Source organism: Tsuneonella deserti (assembly GCF_014644315.1).
GTDB lineage: Bacteria > Pseudomonadota > Alphaproteobacteria > Sphingomonadales > Sphingomonadaceae > Tsuneonella > Tsuneonella deserti.
In genome coordinates, this window is the sequence record NZ_BMKL01000001.1 from 2,634,970 (window position 1) to 2,657,418 (window position 22,449).

Annotated in this window: 21 protein-coding genes; 10 read left to right on the forward strand and 11 right to left on the reverse strand. The window is 66.3% G+C overall.

Features of this window, described 5'->3' with window-relative positions; translation table 11 throughout:
- Positions 1 to 8 precede the first annotated feature (8 nt).
- Positions 9 to 947, reverse strand: coding sequence for an ABC transporter ATP-binding protein (locus IEW58_RS13065; RefSeq protein WP_188645507.1), 939 nt, complete (start codon positions 945 to 947; stop codon positions 9 to 11).
- A 57-nt stretch (positions 948 to 1,004) separates the two neighbouring features.
- On the opposite strand from IEW58_RS13065, the gene IEW58_RS13070 reads away from it, so the two are divergent.
- The 3 genes from IEW58_RS13070 (at position 1,005) to IEW58_RS13080 (ending at position 3,167) form a co-directional block, all read left to right on the forward strand.
- The gene (locus tag IEW58_RS13070; RefSeq protein WP_188645508.1) at positions 1,005 to 1,256 is read left to right on the forward strand and encodes a zinc-finger domain-containing protein; all 252 of its coding nucleotides are present in this window, start codon (positions 1,005 to 1,007) and stop codon (positions 1,254 to 1,256) included.
- A gap of 32 nt (positions 1,257 to 1,288) precedes the next feature.
- The gene (gene tldD, locus IEW58_RS13075; protein WP_188645509.1) at positions 1,289 to 2,710 is read left to right on the forward strand and encodes a metalloprotease TldD; all 1,422 of its coding nucleotides are present in this window, start codon (positions 1,289 to 1,291) and stop codon (positions 2,708 to 2,710) included.
- A 61-nt stretch (positions 2,711 to 2,771) separates the two neighbouring features.
- Positions 2,772 to 3,167 carry a hypothetical protein gene (locus IEW58_RS13080; protein WP_188645510.1) on the forward strand — a complete coding sequence of 132 codons (396 nt, stop codon included), beginning with the start codon at positions 2,772 to 2,774 and terminating at the stop codon, positions 3,165 to 3,167.
- A gap of 79 nt (positions 3,168 to 3,246) precedes the next feature.
- On the opposite strand, the gene IEW58_RS13085 is transcribed toward IEW58_RS13080, so the two are convergent.
- From IEW58_RS13085 to guaA, 3 genes are all read right to left on the reverse strand, one after another.
- On the reverse strand, positions 3,247 to 3,699 hold the full coding sequence (locus IEW58_RS13085; protein WP_188645511.1) for a CHRD domain-containing protein: 453 nt from the start codon (positions 3,697 to 3,699) through the stop codon (positions 3,247 to 3,249).
- Positions 3,700 to 3,791: 92 nt separating this feature from the next.
- Positions 3,792 to 4,592, reverse strand: coding sequence for a kinase (locus tag IEW58_RS13090; protein WP_229658593.1), 801 nt, complete (start codon positions 4,590 to 4,592; stop codon positions 3,792 to 3,794).
- The gene (gene guaA, locus IEW58_RS13095) at positions 4,583 to 6,172 is read right to left on the reverse strand and encodes a glutamine-hydrolyzing GMP synthase (protein WP_188645512.1); all 1,590 of its coding nucleotides are present in this window, start codon (positions 6,170 to 6,172) and stop codon (positions 4,583 to 4,585) included. Before guaA ends, IEW58_RS13090 begins: the two co-directional genes overlap by 10 nt.
- 95 nt (positions 6,173 to 6,267) lie before the next feature.
- On the opposite strand from guaA, the gene IEW58_RS13100 reads away from it, so the two are divergent.
- Complete coding sequence (locus IEW58_RS13100) at positions 6,268 to 7,479, forward strand: MFS transporter (RefSeq protein WP_188645513.1); 1,212 nt, start codon at positions 6,268 to 6,270, stop codon at positions 7,477 to 7,479.
- A 315-nt stretch (positions 7,480 to 7,794) separates the two neighbouring features.
- Entirely contained in the window at positions 7,795 to 8,421 is a 627-nt protein-coding gene (locus IEW58_RS13105; RefSeq protein ID WP_188645514.1) for a DUF4337 domain-containing protein, read from the forward strand.
- A gap of 272 nt (positions 8,422 to 8,693) precedes the next feature.
- On the opposite strand, the gene IEW58_RS13110 is transcribed toward IEW58_RS13105, so the two are convergent.
- Positions 8,694 to 10,256, reverse strand: a complete 1,563-nt coding sequence (locus IEW58_RS13110; RefSeq protein ID WP_188645515.1) for a class I adenylate-forming enzyme family protein — start codon at positions 10,254 to 10,256, stop codon at positions 8,694 to 8,696.
- Positions 10,253 to 11,677, reverse strand: coding sequence for a M20/M25/M40 family metallo-hydrolase (locus tag IEW58_RS13115; protein WP_188645516.1), 1,425 nt, complete (start codon positions 11,675 to 11,677; stop codon positions 10,253 to 10,255). Before IEW58_RS13115 ends, IEW58_RS13110 begins: the two co-directional genes overlap by 4 nt.
- A 105-nt stretch (positions 11,678 to 11,782) precedes the next feature.
- Here IEW58_RS13115 and gyrB point away from each other — a divergent pair, with 105 nt between their 5' ends.
- The 4 genes from gyrB (at position 11,783) to IEW58_RS13135 (ending at position 15,927) form a co-directional block, all read left to right on the forward strand.
- Positions 11,783 to 14,308 carry a DNA topoisomerase (ATP-hydrolyzing) subunit B gene (gyrB, locus tag IEW58_RS13120; protein WP_188645517.1) on the forward strand — a complete coding sequence of 842 codons (2,526 nt, stop codon included), beginning with the start codon at positions 11,783 to 11,785 and terminating at the stop codon, positions 14,306 to 14,308.
- A 229-nt stretch (positions 14,309 to 14,537) separates the two neighbouring features.
- Positions 14,538 to 15,029 carry a PA2169 family four-helix-bundle protein gene (locus IEW58_RS13125; protein WP_188645518.1) on the forward strand — a complete coding sequence of 164 codons (492 nt, stop codon included), beginning with the start codon at positions 14,538 to 14,540 and terminating at the stop codon, positions 15,027 to 15,029.
- A 96-nt stretch (positions 15,030 to 15,125) separates the two neighbouring features.
- Positions 15,126 to 15,347: a KTSC domain-containing protein gene (locus IEW58_RS13130; protein ID WP_188645519.1), complete on the forward strand. Its 222-nt coding sequence runs from the start codon at positions 15,126 to 15,128 to the stop codon at positions 15,345 to 15,347.
- Between the two features lie 136 nt (positions 15,348 to 15,483).
- A complete protein-coding gene (locus tag IEW58_RS13135; protein ID WP_188645520.1) occupies positions 15,484 to 15,927 on the forward strand; it encodes a hypothetical protein in 444 nt (147 codons plus the stop codon).
- Between the two features lie 158 nt (positions 15,928 to 16,085).
- Here the strand turns inward: IEW58_RS13135 and IEW58_RS13140 are convergent, their stop codons facing one another.
- Positions 16,086 to 16,661 carry a hypothetical protein gene (locus IEW58_RS13140; RefSeq protein WP_188645521.1) on the reverse strand — a complete coding sequence of 192 codons (576 nt, stop codon included), beginning with the start codon at positions 16,659 to 16,661 and terminating at the stop codon, positions 16,086 to 16,088.
- A gap of 178 nt (positions 16,662 to 16,839) precedes the next feature.
- Here IEW58_RS13140 and IEW58_RS13145 point away from each other — a divergent pair, with 178 nt between their 5' ends.
- Positions 16,840 to 18,549 carry a bifunctional metallophosphatase/5'-nucleotidase gene (locus IEW58_RS13145; protein WP_188645522.1) on the forward strand — a complete coding sequence of 570 codons (1,710 nt, stop codon included), beginning with the start codon at positions 16,840 to 16,842 and terminating at the stop codon, positions 18,547 to 18,549.
- 9 nt (positions 18,550 to 18,558) lie between these two features.
- Here the strand turns inward: IEW58_RS13145 and IEW58_RS13150 are convergent, their stop codons facing one another.
- From IEW58_RS13150 to IEW58_RS13165, 4 genes are all read right to left on the reverse strand, one after another.
- Positions 18,559 to 19,191 (reverse strand): hypothetical protein, encoded by a 633-nt coding sequence (locus tag IEW58_RS13150; protein ID WP_188645523.1) that lies wholly within the window; start codon positions 19,189 to 19,191, stop codon positions 18,559 to 18,561.
- An 86-nt stretch (positions 19,192 to 19,277) separates the two neighbouring features.
- A complete protein-coding gene (locus IEW58_RS13155; RefSeq protein WP_188645524.1) occupies positions 19,278 to 20,885 on the reverse strand; it encodes a carboxyl transferase domain-containing protein in 1,608 nt (535 codons plus the stop codon).
- Positions 20,885 to 21,187, reverse strand: coding sequence for an alkylphosphonate utilization protein (locus IEW58_RS13160; RefSeq protein ID WP_188645525.1), 303 nt, complete (start codon positions 21,185 to 21,187; stop codon positions 20,885 to 20,887). The genes IEW58_RS13155 and IEW58_RS13160 overlap by 1 nt, the downstream gene beginning before the upstream one ends.
- A complete protein-coding gene (locus IEW58_RS13165; protein ID WP_188645526.1) occupies positions 21,184 to 22,350 on the reverse strand; it encodes an isovaleryl-CoA dehydrogenase in 1,167 nt (388 codons plus the stop codon). Before IEW58_RS13165 ends, IEW58_RS13160 begins: the two co-directional genes overlap by 4 nt.
- Positions 22,351 to 22,449 lie beyond the last annotated feature (99 nt).

Genomic DNA, 22,449 nt, shown 5'->3' on the forward strand with positions numbered 1-22,449 from the left:
AGCGCCTTTCAGGCGGCCGAGCTGGTCAGGCTGACGAACACGTCCTCGAGGTCAGCTTCGCGCGTTGTCACATCCTCGATCACGAAACCCTGACTCTGCACCAGGCCAAGGACCTGCCCGGCGGTGATCTTGTCCTTGTCGTAAGTGATTTCGATCGTCCGGTCGCCCTTCTTCTCGGACTTCTTGAAAGCCGCATGGACAGGCGGCGCGCCCATTTCGCGATCGACTGTGATCTCGACTACCTTCTCGGCCATCATGCCGACCAGTTCGCGCGTCGGCTTGTTCGTGATGAGCTCGCCGTGATTGATGATCGCGATGCGGTCACACAGCTGCTCGGCCTCTTCGAGGTAGTGGGTGGTCAGGACGACCGTGACGCCTTCGCGGTTTAGCTGCGTGACCAGCTCCCACAGCTGGCGGCGAAGTTCGACGTCGACGCCGGCGGTGGGCTCGTCGAGTACGAGAATCGGCGGTGCATGAACCATTGCCTTGGCCACCAGCAGCCTCCGCTTCATGCCGCCCGACAAGGTGCGCGCATATGCGTCCCGCTTGTCGGCTAGCCGAACAGCCTCGAGCAACTCGGCAGAGCGCCGAAGCGCTTTAGGCACGCCGTAAAAACCGGCCTGGTTCTCCAGGACCTCGAACGGGGTGAAGAAGGGATCGAACACGATCTCCTGCGGGACGATCCCGATAGAGCGCTTCGCGTTGCGCGGGTGCTCGTCGATGTCGAAACCCCAGATCTCGGCCGACCCTGAGGTCTTCATCACGAGGCCTGCGAGAATGTTGATCAGCGTCGACTTGCCCGCCCCGTTGGGCCCGAGCAAGCCGAAGATCTGACCTTCGGGGACGTCGAAGCTCACGCCCTTGAGCGCCAGCTTGCCTTCCGCGCCCTTCACGCCGGCGTAGCGCTTCACCAGGTCGCTGATGCGGATCGCGGGTTCGGTAGCCATCGCTCGCGGCACTAGGGCCGTTGCGTGCCTCCCGCAATGGCGGTATCGGCGCACCCCATGAGTATCGCGCCGCCCGAAGTCACTCTAGTCCAGAAAAGCCGCGTAGCCTGCGACGGGGCTGAAGCGATCCGCGGCGGCCCGGGTTTCGTGCCGAGCGCGCTGGGCCATCCACGCGTCTGGCTGGAAATCGACGAGCATGGCTACGTTGACTGCGGTTACTGTGACCGCCGGTTCGTTCTGCGGGGCGGCCCGGCCGATGGCGCGGACCAGGCGAGCCTGAGCGATATTTCCTCCGGAGCTACGCCCTAGATTACCGTGGCCGCCGCGCCCATATCGGGTGCATGACGACCGACCCGCATTCGCTTATTTACGCCGACGGCAAGCTTACTCCGGACGAGGCACGCGCGGTGACCGCTGACGTGTTGCGTGCGTGTGACGACGGTGAGCTTTACCTGCAGTTCGCGGCAACCGAGGCATTCGTGTTCGACGACGGGCGACTGAAGACCGCCAACTACTCGCGCGACGCAGGCTTCGGGCTGCGTGGCGTGTCGGGCGAAATGACCGGCTTTGCCCACGCCAACGAGATTTCGGCCGCCGCCATTCGCCGCGCCGGCGAGACGCTGCGATTGCTCGACCCCGCCAGGGGCACGCGCCCCGCGCCGCCGCCTCGCAGCAACCGCCACCTCTACACCGACGCCAGCCCGCTCGATGCGGTGCCTTTCGCCGCGAAGGTGGCCCTGCTGGAGAAGATCGATGCCGCCGCACGCGCGCGCGATCCGCGCATAATCCAGGCAACCGCCAATCTCGCAGCCTCCTGGAGCGCGATCGAGATCGTCCGCCCCGATGGCTTCGTCGCGCGCGACATCCGCCCGCTGGTGCGGCTCAACGTTTCGGTGGTGGCGGAAGCCAACGGACGCCGGGAGACCGGCTCGTTCGGCATGGGCGGGCGTTATCTCTACGATGCACTTTTCGAGGAAGCCAACTGGAGCCGGGCGATCGACATGGCGGTCGCGCAGGCCCTGACGAACCTCGACAGCGTGGCCGCCCCCGCCGGAGAGATGACGGTGCTGCTGGGCCCGGGATGGCCGGGCGTCCTGCTGCACGAGGCAGTCGGGCATGGGCTTGAGGGAGATTTCAACCGCAAGGGGACCAGCGCCTTCTCGGGTCGCCTCGGCACTCGCGTGGCCGCGTCCGGTGTGACCATCGTGGATGATGGGAGCATCACGAACCGGCGGGGCTCGCTGACAATCGACGACGAAGGCACACCCACGCAGGAGACGGTGCTGATCGAGGACGGCATCCTCAAGGGCTACATGCAGGACCGGCTCAACGCCCGTCTGATGGGTGTAGCCGCGACGGGCAACGGGCGGCGCGAAAGCTATGCCCATGCGCCGATGCCGCGCATGACCAATACCTTCATGCGCGCCGGAAGCGACGACCCGGCAGAGCTCCTCGCGCGGGTCGGGAAAGGTATCTACGCCAAGAGCTTCGGCGGTGGCCAGGTGGATATCGTGAGCGGCAAGTTCACCTTCACCTGCACCGAAGCCTACCTCGTGGAAGACGGAAAGCTGGGTGCGCCCATCAAGGGAGCCACGCTGATCGGCGACGGACCGAGCGTGCTGACCAAAGTGCAGGGCATCGGCAACGACATGGCGCTCGACGAAGGCGTCGGAATGTGTGGCAAGGGTGGTCAGAGCATACCCGCGGGCGTCGGCCAGCCGACTCTTCTGGTCGGAGGTTTGACAGTCGGGGGCACGGCTTGACCCAAGTCAGGGGCAGTTCAGCCGGCTTGTGCTACCCAGGCATTCTAGCAGGAGAGCGGACATGAAGAAGATCGCATTGTCGCTGATCGCACTCGCCGGGATGGCGCTGGTGTCCGGTCCTTCGATCGCCCGGGACCGCCTGACCGGCCAGGAACGGCTTGCCAGGATGCTGGAGGGCCGCGTGGCCGGGAAACCGCAAAGCTGCGTTAACACGCGGGTGTACAGCGATTCCCAGATCATCGACGGGACTGCGCTGGTCTACGGGCACGGCAAGACCATCTGGGTGAACATCCCTGCCAATCCGGAAGATTTGAGGAGGCACGACATTCTGCTGGTCCGTCAGTTCGGCCCGGAGCTCTGTCGCCAGGATATCGTGACCCTGCTCGATAATGCGAGCGGCATCTTCAAGGGCAGCATCTCGCTGGGAGACTTCGTCCCCTACACGCGGGTCAAGTAAAGATCGCTTAAGGTCGCCGCTCTCCCCTCCGCCGGCTACCGCGCGGGGGCGGTGCCGGCGGCGGAAAAGAGGTTGTGATTCAGTCGGTCAGCTGACCGCGGATCGCCCCGTTGGGATATTCCGCGGTGTGCACGTTGACGTAGAAATCGGCCGGATTTCCCTGGAGCCGGTTCTGGGTCCATTCCGCGCCGTCCTTGCAGCCCTGCCAGATGCCTTCGTTCGACTTTTCCAGCGTGAGCACGGGCGGCCCGTTTACCCCCGCTCGCCCGGCATGGATGTGCGCCGCGGTAACCGGACCGATGCCGCGCAGATCCTTGATTTCCCAGCAAACTTGCCCGAACCCGTCGGAGACGGAGATTTCCGCGCGGCCATAGCCATCGGGATCGCCGCCGCCCGCCTCATTGGCGCCGGTCAGCACGGCCTTGTAGGTGTCCGAAGTGGCATCGACGGCTTCTTCTTCCAGGGTGGCGCAGCCGGCGAGAGCGACCGCTCCGGCGAGACCCGCAATTGCGAGCGCGTGTTTCCTGTTCATGAACTAGCTCCTCTCGTTGCGGCCGCGATTCCCCCGCAGCCTGCACCAGCACAACTCACTTTGCGGACCGGGCGTTCCGGGCCGACAGGGGTTCAGGCGTGAGGCCGACGCGGCTGTGCTACGGGCCTGCGCGCCGGATCGAGGTCGAACACCAGGTCCGCCGGCTCGTCTTCGAGCATCCAGCGCGTGATGCGCTCGTAGTGGTGAATGAAGCGCTCGACTTCGCGACCGGACATACCACCGGACGGCAAACCGCGTTCCTGTTCGGCGCGCCAGTCGAGAACCACGTCGAATTCCGGCGCACGCAGGAAGAACCTTAAGTCCAGGCGGGCGAACAGCGCCGCGTAATCGCTCGCCAAGTGCTGGTTGACCCAGTCGCGCCAGGCTCCGCTGGCATCCTCGTCACGCTCGAGCGCGTTGACCGGCGCGAGCAAGCGTTGCGAGGGCTCCGGCCGCGCGCCGACGCACCACCCTTCCAGCAGGATGACGTCCGCCGCGCTGTCGAGAGTGCGCCAGCCGGCGCGGTCATCGCGGGCCTTGTCGAAAATCGGGATCGCGGCCTCGCGCCCTGCCAGCAGCGAATCGATCGCGCCGCGGAGCAGACCGATGTCGTGCGTCCCCGGGACGCCGCGGGTCAGAAGCAGCGGGTGGACCGTGCGGGCCAGTTCCGCCCGCTCGGCTTCCGTCAGGTAGAAATCGTCAAGCGCGAGAACCTGGGCGCGCAGTCCGGCAGCGGAGAGCCGCTGGACCAGACGCGGCGCCATCGTGGACTTGCCCGAGCCTTGCGCACCCGAAAGTCCGACGACCAGCCGCTCGCCGCCCACCTTCGCGCGGATCGCCTCCGCCACGGCGGCATCGGCCTGTTCCCAGGCCGCAGCCGGGGTCACTCCCACTCGATCGTGCCGGGCGGCTTGCTGGTATAATCGTAAACCACGCGGTTCACGCCCTTCACCTCGTTCACGATGCGGGTCGCCACCCGGCCCAAGAACGCCGCTTCGAAGGGATAGACGTCCGCCGTCATGCCGTCGGTGCTGGTCACCGCGCGCAATGCGAGTACGCTGTCGTAGGTCCGGTAGTCCCCCATCACGCCCACCGTGCGCACCGGGAGCAGAACGGCAAAGGCCTGCCAGATCGCATCGTAAAGACCGGCGGCGCGAATCTCCTCGAGGTAGATCGCGTCGGCCTTGCGCAGGATGTCGCAACGCTCCTTCGTCACCTCGCCGGGGATGCGGATGGCCAGGCCCGGCCCGGGGAACGGGTGGCGCCCGACGAACGCCTCGGGAAGGCCCAGCTCGCGGCCAAGCTCACGCACCTCGTCCTTGAACAGCTCGCGCAGCGGCTCGACCAGGGCCATGTTCATGCGTTCGGGCAGGCCGCCGACGTTGTGATGGCTCTTGATCGTGACCGAAGGGCCGCCGGTGAAGCTGACGCTCTCGATGACATCGGGGTAGAGGGTGCCCTGGGCGAGGAAATCGGCCCCGCCCACCTTGTTGGCCTCGGCCTCGAAGAGGTCGATGAACGCCTTGCCGATGAACTTGCGCTTCTTTTCCGGATCGGTCTCGCCGGCGAGGCCGGAGAGGAACATCTCTTCCGCGTTCACGTGGACCAGCGGGATGTTGTAATGATCGCGGAACAGGGTGACGACCTGCTCGGCCTCGTTGAGCCGCATCAACCCGTGGTCGACGAACACGCAGGTGAGCTGCTCGCCGATCGCTTCGTGGATCAGCACCGCTGCCACCGCGCTGTCGACCCCGCCCGAAAGGCCGCAGATGACCCGGCCCTTGCCGACCTGGGCGCGGATCTCCGCGATCTTGGTCTTGCGGAACTCGGCCATCGTCCAGTCGCCGGCGAGGCCGCAGACGTGGCGCACGAAGTTGGCGATGAGCTTCCCGCCGTCGGGGGTGTGAACGACCTCGGGGTGGAACTGGGTGCCGTAGTATTTGCGCTTCTCGTCGGCGATCACCGCGAAAGGCGCGCCGTCGCTGGTGGCGACGATCTCGAACCCGTCGGCGAAGCGGGTGACCTTGTCGCCATGGCTCATCCACACTTGGTGACGCTCGCCTTCGGCCCACAGGCCGTCGAACAGCGCGCAGGGCCTGGTCACGGTGAGGAACGCGCGGCCGAATTCGCCGCCTTCCCCGGTCTCGTGGCCGGGCCGCACTTCGCCGCCCAATTGGTGGGTCATCACCTGCTGGCCGTAGCAGATGCCAAGAATCGGCAGGCCGCTGTCGAACACGATCTGCGGCGCGCGGGGAGAGCCTTCCTCCGGTACGCCGGCCGGGGAGCCCGAGAGGATGATGCCTTTCGGCTGTAGCCGATGGAACGCCTCCTCGGCGGTCGTGAACGGGGCGATCTCGGAATAGACCCCCGCCTCGCGCACGCGGCGGGCGATGAGCTGGGTCACCTGGCTGCCGAAATCGACGATGAGGATGGAGTCGGGCCGGGTGGAATCGGAGGCTTGCTGGGGTTCCATGACGGGCCGATATTCGTTTGAGCCGCGTGCTGTCCAGCGCGATTGCCGCATAGGGGCACAGGGTCTAGCAAGGCTGGCCGGTCGGGGGACGAGCAATGCAGCAACGCACGGTTCTGTGGTTCCTGTTCGCGGTCGTGCTGGTCGACATGATCGGCTTCGGCATCGTCATGCCCGTGCTGCCCGAGCTGATCATGCACCTGGGCGACATGCCGGTCGACAAGGCGGCGCTGTGGGCGGGCTGGCTCGCCGCCGGGTACGCCGCGATGCAGTTCGTCTTCGCGCCGATCATCGGCAACCTGTCGGACCGGTTCGGGCGGCGCCCCGTGATCCTCGCGTGCCTCGCGGCTTTCGGCCTCGACTACCTGCTGCAGGGTCTTGCGCCGGAGCTGGGTTGGCTCGTCGCGGGGCGGATCATCGCCGGAGTGACAGGGGCGAGTTACTCGGCTGCGTATGCCTATATCGCCGACATCACCCCGCCCGAAAAGCGCGCGGCCAGCTTCGGGCTGATGGGAATGGCGTTCGGGTTCGGATTCATCATCGGACCCGCGCTCGGCGGGCTGCTGGGTGAATTCGGCCCGCGCGTGCCGTTCCTGGCAGCTGCGAGCCTTGCGCTCGCCAACGTCGCGTTCGGCTTCTTCGTCCTCAAAGAGAGCCTGCCAGCCGAGCGGCGACGTCCGTTCAGCCTCAGGCGTTCGAACGCCTTTTCCGCCCTGCGCGTTCTAAGCCGGCAGAGCCCCACGGTGCTATGGTTCGTCGCCGCGATCGGGGTGTGGCAGCTTGCGCATATCGTCTACCCGGCGATCTGGGCCTACTTCACGATCGAGGCCTATGGCTGGAGCGCATGGCAGATCGGGCTGTCGCTCGCGGCAGTCGGGGTCGGCAGCGCCGTGGTGCAGGGCGCGCTGCTCGGCCGGGTGGTCTCGCGGGTCGGCGAGGTCGGCGCGGTGCTGATCGGGCTGAGCGCGGTCCTGGTGGCGACGGCCGTTTTCGCCACTGCGACGTCCGATGGGATCGTTTATGCCGCGCTCCTGGTGAACGGCCTCCAGGGCCTCATCTACCCGTCGCTCAACGCGCTCAACAGCAGGGCAGTCGACGCATCGAGCCAGGGGGCATTGCAGGGGGCGACCCAGGCCATCGGCTCGATCGCCCAGATCGCGGGGCCGCCCATGTACGCGATCGTTTTCGCCCGGTTTTCCGGAGCGGGAGCGATCGCGCAGTTTCCCGCCATGCCGCTGGTGCTGGCGGCAGCCATCGCAGTCGTGGCGGTCGCGCTCTTCCTCGCCGGAGCGCGCCGAACGGGACGTTAGTTGCGCCGAATGCAACTCGTGACGCAGTTAACTCATTTGTGAAAAGCGCGGAGAAATTATATTGCTCCACGCATACCGGTGATCGCCTCTCCTCTCCCCCGATAACGGGCGGCCCGGCCAGCGCCTGCAACCCACCCCCCGGGTTCCAGAAGCGCGCTTCGCCCCCGCCGCTCGACGGCGGCCCGCGATTTGATGCGGAGCGGCGGCTCTCTCTCCCTTTCGCCGCCGCTCCGTTTTCACCCCCGATGGCGGATTCTTCCATCTTTTCCGAGCGATGTTCGCATAATCGATGCTTCTCAACCGGGGGGCTGAAAGATGGATTCGAACGATGCCGCCGAACTGATCGCGGAGCTGCGCGAGGATCGTTCGGACAAGGTCGAGAGCGAGCACTTCACCAACCGCGCCGCCTTGATGATCGCCGCAATCGCGGCTGTCCTGGCGATCGGCGGCCTCGGCGGAGGCAACGCGACCGACGACATGATGATCGGCAACATCCGCGCCAGCGACACCTGGGCGTTCTACCAGGCCAAGAACATCCGCCAGACCGGCTACGAGATCGAGGTGGCTGAACTCGAATCGCGGCTTTCCGGCGCGCCGGCGGCAGCGGCGGATCTCCGCGACCGGATCGACCGGTACAAGGAGAAGATCGCCCGTTACGATGACGAGCCGGACCCCTCTGCGCCGGGCGACCCGCTGAAGGGCGAGGGCAAGAAACAGCTTATGGCGCAGGCCCGCGCCTTCGAAGCCATGCGCGACCGCGCATCCGAACAGGACAATAACTTCGATTACGCCGAAGTCGTGTTGCAGCTCGCGCTTGTTCTCGGCTCCGTTGCCATCCTCGCAACCAACCGCGCGGTGCTGCTGGCGTCGGCCGTCCTGGGAGTTCTGGGGGTGCTTATGACAATCAACGGCTTTTTCCTGCTGGCGCCGTTGCCGTTCTGAGCCTGACCGTTGCGCGGCGTGCAACACACGGCGCAGTCTTCTCATTTGTGGAAAGCCGCGCGTAATATTATTTCGGGTGCAGCGCCGGGGTCGCGGGCTCGTTGAGCCTCGCGATTACAACGGCCCGATACCACTCAAGGAATAACCCAATGCGCTTCGCATCGCACATCCTGGCGTTCCTCGCCGCGGCGGCCATCAGCGGCCTCACGCTCGGCGCCACGCTCGCCTAACCGCAAGGCCCAGGGATTTCCCTGGGCCTTTTGCGTTGGCGATCAATCGATCGTCAGCTCCGCCGCGGCGCGCTCGCGCAGTTCGGTCTTGAGCAGCTTGCCGATGTGGCTGCGGGGCATTTCGTCGATCGGCAGCAGCGCGGCGAGCCGCTGGGTCTTTCCCAGCTTGCCGTTTGTCTCCACCATGATCGACTGGACAGCTTCTGGCGGGGTTTCCGGGTGGAGCCGGACGAAGCCGACCGGGGTTTCGCCCCAGCGCCGGCTCGGCATTCCGACAACCGCCGCCTCGGCCACCCGCGAATCGGCTTCGAGCACAGCTTCCAGATCGCTCGGATAGATGTTGAACCCGCCCGAGATGATCATGTCCTTCGCCCGGCCGACCAGCTCGACGAAGCCATCCTCGTCGATCCGGCCGATGTCGCCCATCCGTTGCCACACCTCGCCCGTCTGCGGATCGGTCCAGTAACCTTCGCGCGTCTTGCCGGGCTGGTTCTTGTAGCCCGACATCATCGTGCCCGAACGGCCGACAAGGTTGCCGGGTGTACCCGGTGGCACCTCCCTGTCTTCGTCGTCCAGCACCTTGAGCTCGCTTCCCGGCGCGGGCCGGCCCACGGTGTGCAGCTTGTCGGGAAACTCGTGGGCCGGCAGCAGGCAGACCACGCCGCCCTCGGTCATCGAATAGATTTCGACCAGCGCGCCGGGCATCCGCCGCACCACCTCGCGCTTGAGTTCAGCCGGGAACGGCGCCGAAGTGCAGTACTTGAGCTTGAGCGACGACAGGTCGAAGTCGTCGAACGACGGCTCGTCCATCAGCCGCTGGTACTGCACGGGCACCAGCATGGTCAGCGATGTGCGGTCAGCCTGCGCATGGGCCAGCCACCGCCTAGTATCGAACTTGCCCATTACCCGCACCGTGCCGCCCGCCAGCAACGGCGGCAGGAAAGCGACCATCGTCGTGTTCGAATAGAGCGGTGTCGAGGCGAGGCTGACAACCGGAAGGCCCGGCGCGAGCAGCGATGTCGCCGTTGCCGCGAACTGGCGCCAGCGCATCAGGTGCGAATGGACGATGCCCTTGGGAATGCCCGTGGTGCCGCTGGAATAGATGATGTTGAACGGATCGCTCTCTGCAGGCTCGAACTGGCCGGCGCTGGTCCCGGCGGGGGCCATCCACCCGTCCAGCTCCTCGTCGAGCACGATGCGTTCGAGGTCCGGCATGAACCCGTCGCCCAGCTCGGTCAGCTTCGCGCGGTCGATGAACAGGTGGCGCGCACCGCTGTCGGCGGCCATGCCGGCGAGCTGTTCGGCGCTGGCGCTGGTGGTGAGCGGCGCCGCCACCCCGCCCGCCCGCACCGCGGCGAGGAAGGCGAGCGCATAGGGAATTGTCGAGGTGCCGAGGATCGCCACCGATTGGCCCCGCTCGAGCCCGCTGGCCTGCAGCTTCGCGGCGATCCGCTCCACCCGGTCTCCCAGCTCGCCCCAGGTAAGTTCTCCCTGCTCGTCGCGCAGTGCGACCTTGTCGGGCTGGAGGGCCGCCCAGTCGGCGATGGTTCGGGGGAAGGATCCGAACGGCTCGGCCAGGCGGGCGGCGATCTCCTCGGATGTCATTTGCCGGCCAGCTCCTTGACGAGGTCGAACAGATAATCGCGCGCGGTATAGACCGCCTTGACCTCGACCCGCTCGTTGAGGCCATGGGTGCCGTTGCCGTCGGGATCGGACCACACGCTCGGGACGCCATAGGTCGGTATGCCGGCGCCGCCGGTATAGACCCCGTCGGTCGCGCCGGTGGACATGCTCGGCACCACCGGCACCCCGGGGTAGTACTTCGCGGCGAGCTTCTCCATCGGGCCGATCAGTGCCGGATCGAGCGGGGGGCTCTTGGCGAGCGGCTTGTCGTCGCGGCGGAAGGCGATTTCCACTTTCGGGTTTCCGATCACCTGCGCGAGCTGGTCCCTGATCTCGGCAGGGGTGTGGCCGGGGAATATGCGGCAGTTGACGTTCGCCTCGACCCGCTGGGGCAGCGCGTTGAGCGCGTGGCCGCCATCGATCATTGTCGCCACGCAGGTCGTGCGCAGCATCGAATGGAGCGACTTGTCCTTGTTGACGAGGGCCATCGCCTCGGCATCGTTCAGGTTCCTGGTCAGCGCGACCATCGCCTTGCCGGTGTCGTCGGGGCGCAGCGCGCCCGCCTTGGTGAAGAACGCGCGGGTGGTGTCGTTGAACTCGGCCGGAAACTCGTGCTTCGAGATGCGGTCGAGAGCGCGGCTCATATCATAGATCGCGTTCTCGGGCACCGGGGCCGAGCTGTGGCCGCCGGGGTTGGTCGTGGTCAGCTTGAAATCCTGGTACACTTTCTCGCCGACCTGGATCGTCTGGACCAGCAAGTGGCCCTTGCCGTCGGTCCGCCCGCCCCCGCCTTCGTTGAGCGCGAACGCCGCATCGATCAGGTCGCGCTTCTCGGTCGAAAGATACTGCGCTCCGTTGAACGCGGTGTCGGTTTCCTCGCCGCAGGTGAGCGCCATCTTGATCGTGCGCTTGGGCTTGTAGCCTGCTTCCTTCATGCGGATGAGCGTGTCGGCCCACACGGCGGACTGGAACTTGTCGTCGAGGATGCCGCGGGCGTAGTAGTACCCGTTCTCCTCGACCAGCTTGAACGGGTCGCGCACCCAGTCCTCGCGCTTGGCGGCGACGACATCGATATGACCGAGCAGCAGCATCGGTTTGAGCGTGGCCGAAGTGCCCGGCAGGATCGCAACCAGCCCGCCATCCTGCGGATGCTCGGCCACCGAGAAGGGGATGACCTGATCGTCGGTGAACCCGGCGGCTTTCAACCGCGCGGCGATCTGCGCCGCGGCCTGCGTACAGCTGCCGACGCCGACGACCGTGTTCGTCTCCACCAGCTCCTTGTAGAGGCCGAGGAACTGCTGCTGGTCAGGGCGCAGCGGGCCCATCGTGCCGGTGGCGACCTGCGCCATTGCCGGGCCTGTCAGAAGAGAGGCTGCGACCGCCCCCAGAACCGCCTTCTTCATCCTGCTCTCCCCATCGAGTCGGCGCGCACACAAGCAGGAAACGATTGTGGATGGAAGGGCCCCGCGCGGGTTTCCCAATGCGCCCTCGATGCCTATATAATCGGCATGGACGAGAGCACTCAGAACAACGCTTCGGGCAACACCGGCAACAACAGCTACGGCGCGGACAGCATCAAGGTCCTCAAGGGCCTCGACGCCGTGCGCAAGCGGCCGGGCATGTACATCGGCGATACCGACGATGGATCGGGCCTCCACCACATGGTGTTCGAGGTCAGCGACAACGCGATCGACGAGGCGCTCGCCGGGCATTGCGACCTGGTGCTGATCGAACTCAACCCGGATGGCTCGGTCTCGGTCGAGGATAACGGCCGCGGCATTCCGGTCGACATGCACAAGGAAGAAGGCGTCTCCGCGGCCGAGGTCATCATGACCCAGCTCCACGCGGGCGGGAAGTTCGAGAACACTTCGGATGACAACGCCTACAAGGTCTCGGGCGGCCTGCACGGCGTGGGCGTGTCGGTGGTTAACGCGCTGTCCGAGTGGCTCGAGCTCACCATCTGGCGCGACGGCAAGGAGCACTGGATGCGGTTCGAGAACGGCGACGCCGTCGGTCCGCTGGTGGTCAAGGGGCCTGCGGGGCGCGAGCGCAACGGCACGCGGGTCACCTTCATGGCCTCGACCGAGACCTTCAAGAACGTCACCGAGTACGATTTCGAGAAGCTCGAGCACCGCTACCGCGAGCTTGCGTTCCTCAATTCCGGCGTGCGCATCAAGCTGCGCGACCTTCGCCACGAGGAGCCGGTCGAGCACGACCTCTACTACGAGGGCGGGATCGCCGCGTTCGTGAAGTACCTCGACCGCAACAAGCAGGCCCTGGTGCCCGAGCCGATCTCGGTCTCGGCCAACAAGGATGGCATCGGCATCGACGTCGCTCTCGAGTGGAACGATTCGTATTACGAGAACGTGCTCTGCTTCACCAACAACATCCCCCAGCGTGACGGGGGCACCCACCTCGCGGCATTCCGTGCCGCGCTGACGCGCACGATCAACGCCTATGCCGAGCGCACCGGGCTGCTGAAGAAGGAAAAGGTCTCGCTCTCGGGCGAGGACATGCGCGAGGGGCTGACCGCGATCGTCTCGGTCAAGCTGCCTGATCCGAAATTCTCTTCGCAGACCAAGGACAAACTCGTCTCGTCCGAGGTGCGCCAGCCTTTGGAATCGCTGATGGGCGAGAAGATGACCGAGTGGCTGGAGGAAAACCCGGCCGACGCGAAGACCATCATCCAGAAGATCGTCGACGCCGCCGCTGCGCGCGAGGCCGCTCGCCGGGCGCGCGAGATGAGCCGCAAGGGCGCGATGAGCGTCGCCTCGCTACCAGGCAAGCTCTCCGATTGCCGCGAGCGCGATCCCGCCAAGTGCGAACTGTTCCTCGTCGAGGGCGACAGCGCGGGCGGATCGGCAAAGTCGGGCCGCGACAGCAAGTACCAGGCGATCCTTCCGCTACGCGGCAAGATCCTCAACGTCGAGCGCGCGCGCTTCGACCGGATCATCTCGTCGAAGGAAGTCGGCACCCTCATTCAGGCGATGGGCACCGGCCTGCGCGACGAGTTCAACCTCGACAAGCTGCGCTACCACAAGATCGTCATCATGACCGACGCCGACGTGGACGGCGCGCACATCCGCACGCTGCTGCTGACCTTCTTCCATCGCCAGATGCCCGAGATCGTCAAGGCCGGGCACCTGTTCATCGCCCAGCCGCCGCTGTTCAAGGTCTCCAAGGGCCGCAGCGAGGTATACCTCAAGGACCAGGCCGCGCTCGACCGTTACCTGGTCGATGCGGGGATGCAGGGCCGCGTGCTCGAGACGAGCGAGGGCGCGCGCACGGGCGAGGACCTGCGCAGCCTTGTGGAATACGCGCTGCGCATCCGCAGCCTGCTGGGCTTTGTGCCGCGCAAGTACGATCCAGCGGTGATCGAGCAGATGGCGCTCGCCGGCGCGCTTGACCCTGCGCTCGATGCGGCGGGCCGCATGGCCGCGCTCGAGCGTGCCGCCGCGCGGATGGGCCGCGGCGATCCCGAGGCGCAGTGGAGCGTGATCCGCCGCGACGACGGGTCGATCGCGTTTGCCCGCGTATGGCGCGGCGTGACGGATGCGCACGAGATAGAGGCCAAGTTCCTCGAGAGTGCCGAGGCGCGCAAGCTGCACCGCGTGGCGGAGGAGCACGCCGGGGCGTTCGACCGACCGAGCCGCTTCGCTCGCTCGTCGGCCGAGCCCGAACCGGAAGCCGAACAGGACGGCGAGCCGGAAGGCGAAGCGGGCGACGCGCAGGCTGCTCCCGCTCCGGCTTCGTTCGACGGCGCGATCACCCGGCCTTCGCAATTGCTCGATGCCGTGCTGGCCGCGGGGCGCAAGGGGCTGGCGATCAGCCGCTACAAGGGGCTGGGCGAGATGAATGCCGAGCAGCTGTGGGAAACCACGCTCGATCCCGAGAACCGGGCCCTGCTGCAGGTGAAGGTCGAGGATGCCGACGTGACGGACGAAATCTTCACCCGGCTGATGGGCGACGTGGTCGAGCCGCGCCGCGAGTTCATCCAGGACAATGCGTTGAACGTCGCCAATCTCGATGTCTGACATCGTGAGTTGCGCCCGGGCGCTTGTGCTCGACCTTTAGCCTCCTGAATTCCCGGCCAGCGACGACCGGGGCCAAGGGGCGCGCATCGCGTGGTGGGAGCTTTCCACCATGCGGCGCGCCTTGAAAACGCTCTGGCGCGCAGCCTTGCCCCCGCGGCGGAACAACCGCTGGTGCCATGCGCTTAATCAGCCCCCCCCCCCGAAATTCTTCGTGAAGGAGCGCAGACTCATGGAAAACGACGCTTATACCCGCACCGGCAACACCACCGGTGATCATTCGGACGCTGCTCACACCAGCGAACTCAACACCCTCATCGCGACCTTGATCGACTCGGTCGAAGGCTACCAGAAGGCGGCTGCCGACACCCACAACACCCGCTTTGCCGAAATGTTCAACTCCCGCGCCCGGGAGCGGCAGCAGATCGTCACTCGCCTCCAGGCCGCCGTCGCCCAAATGGGCGGCACGCCCGAGAGCGAAGGCAGCACCACCGGCGCGATCCACCGCGGCTGGATCAACCTCAAGGAAGCGGTCGTGGGCCGCGATGATGAGGCGATCGTCAACTCGGTCGAGAGCGGCGAGGACTATCTAAAGGAGAAGTTCGAGGCCGCCATTCGCCACACGGACCTGCCCCCCGCCGCGCGGTCGGCGGTCGAGGAAGCCTGGACTTCGGTAAAGTCGGGCCATGACGAGATGAGCCAGCTCAAGCACGCGATCGACTGATCGAGCTCGATCTTGACGCAAAGGACGGCGCTTCCCCCGGGGGGCGCCGTCTTTTGGTATCCGGCACCTCGGGCGCGCCGCGCGCGTTGGGAGATTATGCCTTCGACCGTAATCCGGCGCGTCGTCTACCTGCCCGAACTGTCGGTGCTCGATATCGAGTTCGTGACTGGCCGCATATACCGCTACCTCGCGGTGCCCGAAGGTGTTGCGGCAGAATTTACGCGGGTGCGCTCCAAGGGCGGGTGCTTCAACCGCGCGCTGCGCGGCCGCTTCGAATTTGTCGAACTCGACGAGTGGAGCGCACCTGCGGGTCCCTGAGCGGCTGACCGGGTTCTCGCCTCGGCGCTTGCACTGGTCCCCCTGGCGCAGAGGCGGAAACCGGCAGGCTTGGAACGCATTGAAAAATCATGCCCGGGCATTTGCGCCGGGCGGATCAAAGCACAGGAGAGCGATGATGAATGAGCGCGACAACCAGCGCGATAGCCAGCGTGGCAGCGGCCAGCAGGAGCAGCAGCAGGGCGGCCAGAATCAGCAGTCCGGCGGCAGCTCGGGCCAGCAGAACCAGCAGTCCGGCCGGCAGGACCAGCAATCCGGTGGCAGCGGTAGCGGCAGTTCGGGCCAGCAGAACCAGCAATCGGGCCAGCAGGGCCAGTCAGGCAGCAATGCGGGCCAGTACGAGCAGTCCGGCCGGCAGCCTGGCCAGCAGGAAGCGCAGGAGCGCGGCATGGGCCAGCAGTCCGGCGGCCAGGCCGAAGGCGAGCGTAACCGCGGCGACTTTGGCGAGGAGAGCATGCGCCCCGAACAGGCCTCGCAGGAAGAATGGGACAACGGCAACGAACGTGCCCAGCAGGGCGGTTACGGTTCGGGCCGCGACAAGCAGAGCGGCGGCAACGCCTGACTCCTGAGGGTAGACCAACCCACCGAGCGGCCGCTTCCCCGTGCGGGAGGCGGCCGCAGCGTTTTGGGGAAACTGGCTGTTCATCGGACTGCCTGGTGGCAAAGCGATGATCGCCAGGCGCGCGCAGATGCAGAATACCGCCTGGAACTGCGCGCGTCTCAGCCGTTGTGCAGGGCTTCTTCCCGCGGCCGGGGGGTGCTTTCCTCGATCAGCTCCCCGAACAGCGCTTCGTAATGGATCATTGCCTGGCGCAGGTCCTCTGTCGTCGCCCGTCCATCAAGCTGGCAGGCGGCGATATCGTGACCCGCGCGGTAGTGGCGCGCGACTTGCCCGTGATCCACGGTCAGGCTCTCGTAGCGGGCGTCGAAGTCGGCAACCGGATAACCGCGCGCTTCCATCACCGCCCCGAGGACGCGGTCGGCCTGTCCTACAGCCGCGGCAGGGTCGTCGACGAACCGGGCCTTGGCCTCGTGCCACTCACCCGAGAACCGCCGCTGTTGATCCGCTGTCAGCGGACGCAGCTCCAGCTCGGCGACCCGCTTCTCGCGCTCGATCAGGTCGGCCTCGGCCTTGCCTCTCGCCCCATGTGCCTGGAGCGTCCGCTCGTATTCGGTGTCGCCGAACCGGTCGCGCAATGCGGAGGTGCGGCGCGAGTGATAGAGCCACCACAACAGGAGCGCGGCGACCGCGATCAGGGCGAGGATGGCAGCGAGCGCAAGCGGATCGAGCGACATGGCCGATAACTCCTGGTCCGGCCCTCCCGCACCCGGACTATTCGAACGTGCGCCAAAGGGCGCGGTTCCTTCCCGGAGCAGGGGCAAGTGGCGCAATATTCCTGTTTTTTGCCGCCCGGACTCCGGCGCATCAGATTCGTCTTGAAGGGCATGGCGGGCCGGTGCAGTTCCCCTGCCCATGATCCGCACGCTCATCGCACTTCCGCTCGCCGCCGGCCTCGCGGCCTGCGCCACCGTTCCCCAGGCGTCCCGCGAGCCGGTGACGGTCCGGATCGTCGGCCTCAACGATTTCCACGGCAACATCGAGCCGATCAAGCGGCCGATCGTGATCGAGGACGGGCAGGGCGGAAAGCAGGAGGTCTATGCGGGGGGCGCGGCCTCGTTCGCGACCGCGGTGGCTCAGCTGCGCAGCCAGGATCCCTTCAACATGGCGATCGGCGCGGGCGACCTGATCAGCGCCAGCCCGCTGGCGTCCTCGCTGTTCCTGGACGAGCCGACGGTCGGCGTCATGAACCGCGTCCACCTCGATTTCACCAGCGTCGGCAACCATGAATTCGACCGCGGGTGGAAGGAACTGAAGCGCCTGCGCAATGGGGGCTGCGAGAAGTTCACCTTGCGCGAGCCGTGCGCGGTCGAACCCGCATACAAGGGCACTGACTACCCGATTCTGGCGGCCAACGTTCGCACGCCGGACGGGACCACGCTGTTTCCCGGCTACGGCATCAAGCGCTTCGGCAGCGGCCGCAATGCGGTGGCGGTTGGGGTGATCGGCCTCACGCTCAAGGGCACCGCCCAGATCGTCTCGCCGGGCGGCATCGAAGGGCTGACCTTCGAGGACGAGGCCGAATCGATCAACGCGCTGGTGCCGAAGGTGATTGCAGAAGGCGCTGACGCCGTGGTGGTGGCCATCCACCAGGGCCTGGTGCCGGAACCGGGCGACAGCTACACCGGCTGCGGCGCCATGGCGGGCGACCTGCGCGACATCCTCGCCAGGCTGGACCCGCGGATCGACCTCGTGATCTCCGGCCATACGCACAAGGCCTATGTCTGCGACTTTTCCCGGGTCGATCCGAGCCGCCATTTCACCGTCACCAGCGCAGGCTACGGCGGCACGTTGCTGACCGATATCGCGCTGAAGATCGATCCGCGGCTCGGCGACGTGACCGCAGTCGCGGCGCGCAACGTCCCGGTGCAGAGCGCGGGCGAGGGCCGCCCAGCCAACGCGGGTTTCGCGAACTTCGCGCCCGATCCCGCGATTGCAGAATATGTCGGCATGTACACCGCCGCAGCCGCCGAAGTGTCGAACCGGCCGGTCGGCCGCATCTCCGCCTCCGCTCTCAAGAAAAAGCCGGAAAGCTCGCTCGGCAACCTGGTCGCCGACGCCCAGCTTGCCTCGACCCGAGATGCCGGCGCGCAAGTGGCCTTCATGAACCCCGGCGGCGTGCGTACCGATCTCGTCGCGCGCCAGGGCGGAGTGGTGACTTTCGGCGACATCTACGCGGTGCAGCCGTTCGGCAACACGCTGGTGACCATGACCTATACCGGCGCGCAGGTGCTCCAGATCCTCGAGGAGCAGTTCGCCAACATGAACGACTGGAACATCCTGGCGGTGAGCGACGGATTCACTATGACCCTCGACCCCTCGAAGCCAGCCGGGCAGCGGGTGGTTGCCGCGGCCCTCGACGGGAAGCCGATCGATCCGACGGCGAAGTACCGCGTCACGCTGAACAACTTCATCGCGGCGGGCGGTGACGGCTTCGTCACCTTCAAGGAGGGCGCCGATCCCCAGGTCGGGCCGCTCGATCTCGATTCGATGGAAGAATACCTGCGCGGCAAGGACATGGTGCAGGTCCCACCGGTAGGGCGGGTGACCTTGATCGGCGGCTGACAGCAGGCGCTAGGCGGCGCGCAACCCGCTGAGGCCGCGCGCGCCGCGGTCGGCAGCCGACAGGCCCGCGAACAGTGTATCGACGATCTGGCCGAGCTTCTCCTCGCTCAGCCGCTCGTCCATGTAGGTCAGCACGTCGGCCATCGTGTAAGGCAGCACCATCTGGTTGATGAGGCTGAGCGCCCGGTCGATCGCCAGCCCTTCGAAGGCGCCTTCGGCCTGCGCCTGGGCGATCAGTTCGCACAAGTAGTGGTCGGCGAGATCGACATAGCTGCGCACCCGTTCGAAATGCGCCGCGCCCAGCTCGCAATAGGCCTTGAAGGCGGCCGGGTTCGCGCGGAACCGCTCGCGCTGCAGGCGAAAGCGGCGGGCGAAGAATTCGAACATCTTGCGGTTGGGCGGAAGATCGCTGGCGAGCACTTCCTCCATGATCGTCACGTGATCGCCGAACCAGCCGGCGACCACCGCGTCGAACAGTTCGTCGTCGTCGGCGAACATCGCCTCGATTCGCGGGCGAGGTACGCCGGCGTAGCCGGCAAGGGCGCTGCGACTGACCGCATCGCCGCGCTCCTCGATCATCCTCTCCGCAAAGCGCAGCATCCGCGCTTTCTCGCTGTCGAACTGATCGGCCGTTCCGCTCATCGCTCGCTCCCGCATTCCCAATCGCATGTAGTCTCGTCTACCGCGCAGTTGAAGGGTGCGGTTGAATCGTCGGCCGGTCCGGCCTGCTACATGCGGAACACGCCGAACGCGGGTCGCTCGGGTATCGGGGCCTCCAGCGCCGCGTCAAAGGCGAGGCCGAGCACGTCGCGTGTCTGGGCGGGGTCGATCACCCCGTCGTCCCATAGCCGTGCTGTCGCATAGTAGGGATTGCCCTCGTCTTCGTACTTCTGGCGGATCGGTGCCTTGAACGCTTCCGCATCCTCCGGAGTCCACTCGTCCGCGTTGCGATGAACTGTCGCGAGGACCGAGGCGGCCTGCTCGCCGCCCATCACCGAGATTCGCGCGTTGGGCCAGGTGAACAGGAAGCGGGGGCCGAACGCGCGGCCCGCCATGCCGTAGTTGCCCGCGCCGAAGCTGCCGCCGATGACCACGGTGATCTTGGGGACGGTGGCGGTGGCGACGGCGGTGACGAGCTTGGCGCCGTGCTTGGCGATGCCTTCGGCCTCGTACTTGCCGCCGACCATGAAGCCGGAAATGTTCTGCAGGAACAGCAGCGGGATGCGGCGCTGGCAGGCGAGCTCGATGAAATGCGCGCCCTTCAACGCGCTTTCGGAGAACAGCACGCCGTTGTTGGCGAGGATCGCCACCGGCATGCCCCAGATGTGCGCGAAGCCGCACACCAGGGTGGCGCCGTAATGGGCCTTGAACTCATGAAACTCGCTGCCGTCGACGATGCGGGCGATGACTTCATGGACATCATAGGGGGCGCGCACGTCGTCTGGGATGATGGCGTAGAGGTCTTCGGCGTCGAATTTCGGCTCGCGCGGATCGCGCAGGGTCACGTTGGCCGCAGCGCCGGTATTCGCGCCAAGGTGGCTGACGATGTCGCGCACGATCGAAAGGGCGTGCTCATCGTTCTCGGCGAGGTGATCGACGACCCCGGACTTCCTGGCGTGGAGGTCGCCGCCGCCGAGGTCCTCGGCCGAGATCTCCTCGCCCGTCGCGGCTTTCACCAATGGCGGGCCGGCGAGGAAGATCGTGCCCTGGTTGCGCACGATCACGGTCTCGTCGGACATGGCGGGCACATAAGCCCCGCCTGCGGTGCAAGAACCCATCACGCAGGCGATCTGCGGAATGCCAAGCGCGGACATCTGCGCCTGGTTGAAGAATATGCGCCCGAAATGCTCGCGGTCGGGAAAGACCTCGGCCTGATAGGGCAGGTTCGCGCCGCCGCTGTCGACGAGATAAACGCACGGGAGGCGGTTCTCCTGCGCGATCTCCTGCGCACGGAGGTGCTTCTTGACCGTCATCGGGTAATACGAGCCACCCTTCACGGTCGGATCGTTCGCGACGATCATCACCTGCCGGCCCGAGACGCGGCCGATGCCGCAGATCATCGAGGCGCCCGAGACATCGCCCTCGTACATGCCGTTGGCGGCAAGCTGGCCGATTTCGAGGAAGGGCGCGCCCGGATCGAGCAGCCGCTCGACCCGCTCACGCGGCAGCAGCTTGCCGCGCGAGACATGCCGTTCGCGGTGCTTCTCGGGCCCGCCGAGCGCGGCCTCGGCGACCTTCGAGCGCAGATCCTCGGCGAGTGCCCGGTTGTGCGCGAGCCGTGCCTTGGCCTCGGCGCTTTCGCGGTCGAGCTTGCTGGTGAGAACGGGCGCGGTCATCAGCGCTTCTTCACGAATTCGGCGCGCAGGACCAGGCCCTTGATGCCGGGGTACTTGCAGTCGATCTCCTGCGGGTGGCCCGTGAGCCGGATCGACTTGATCAACGTGCCCTGCTTGAGCGTCTGACCCGCGCCCTTGACGTCCAGATCCTTGATCAAGGTCACCTGGTCGCCATCGGCGAGGATGTTGCCGACGGCGTCACGCACCTCGATCGCGCTTTCGGCCGAGCGCTTGGCAGCGAGTTCGGAGACGGGCAGCCATTCCCCGCTCTCCTCGTCATAGACATAATCCTCGTCGCTCAACCCGCCGCTCCGATCAGCTCTCGCCCGATCAGCATACGGCGGATCTCGTTCGTCCCCGCGCCGATGTCGAGCAGTTTGGCGTCGCGCAGGTAGCGTTCGACCGGCCAATCCTTGGTGTAGCCCGCGCCGCCCAGCGCCTGAACCGCCTCGCCCGCCACGCGGAACGCGTTCTCGCTCGCCAGAAGGATCGCCCCCGCCGCATCGAAACGGGTCGTCTGGCCGGCATCGCAGCTCTTGGCGACGGCGTAGGTATAGGCGCGCGCCGATTGCAGCGCGACGTACATGTCGGCGACCTTGGCCTGCATTAGCTGGAAGGTGCCGATCGGCTTGCCGAACTGCTTGCGTTCGCGCAGGTAGGGGATGACCGTGTCGAGGCATGCCTGCATGATGCCGAGCTGTAGCCCGGCGAGCACCACGCGCTCATAGTCGAGACCGCTCATCAGCACGCCGACACCGCCGTGCAGCGGCCCCATGACGTTTTCCTCCGGCACTTCGCAGTCTTCGAACACGAGCTCGGCGGTAGGCGAGCCGCGCATGCCCATCTTGTCGATCTTCTGGCCGATCGAGAAGCCCGGCATGTCCTTTTCAATCAGGAACGCGGTGATGCCTCGGCTGCCGCCTTCGGGCGCGGTCTTGGCATAGACCACCAGCGTATCGGCATAGGTCGCGTTGGTGATCCAGAACTTCGTGCCGTTGAGCACGTAGCCGCCCTGCACCGCGTCGGCCTTGAGTTTCATCGACACGACGTCCGATCCGGCGCTTGCTTCGGACATTGCGAGACTGCCGACATGCTCGCCGCTGATCAGCTTGGGCAGGTATTTCGCCTTCTGCCCTTCGGTCCCCCAGCGGCGGATCTGGTTGACGCACAGGTTCGAATGCGCGCCGTAGGACAGGCCGACCGAGGCGCTCGCGCGGCTGATTTCCTCCACCGCGATGACATGCTCGAGATAGCCAAGTCCGAGGCCACCCCATTCGGGCTCGACCGTGATCCCGTGCAGGCCCAGCTCTCCCATCGCGGGCCACAACTCGCGCGGGAACCAGTCCTCCCGGTCGGCTCTTTCGGCAAGCGGGGCCACCTGTTCATCGGCAAAGCGCGCGGTCGCCTCGCGGATCATTTCGGCACTTTCGCCTAGCTGGAAATCGAAATCGGGGGTGGCGCGCAAAGGTTCTCTCCAGAGTTCGCGCGGCGCATAGCCGAGGCTGCGGGGAGCAGGCAAACGCTTCGATAACAGCGGTTTGCGCCGAGGTTAAGCTCTCGCAGC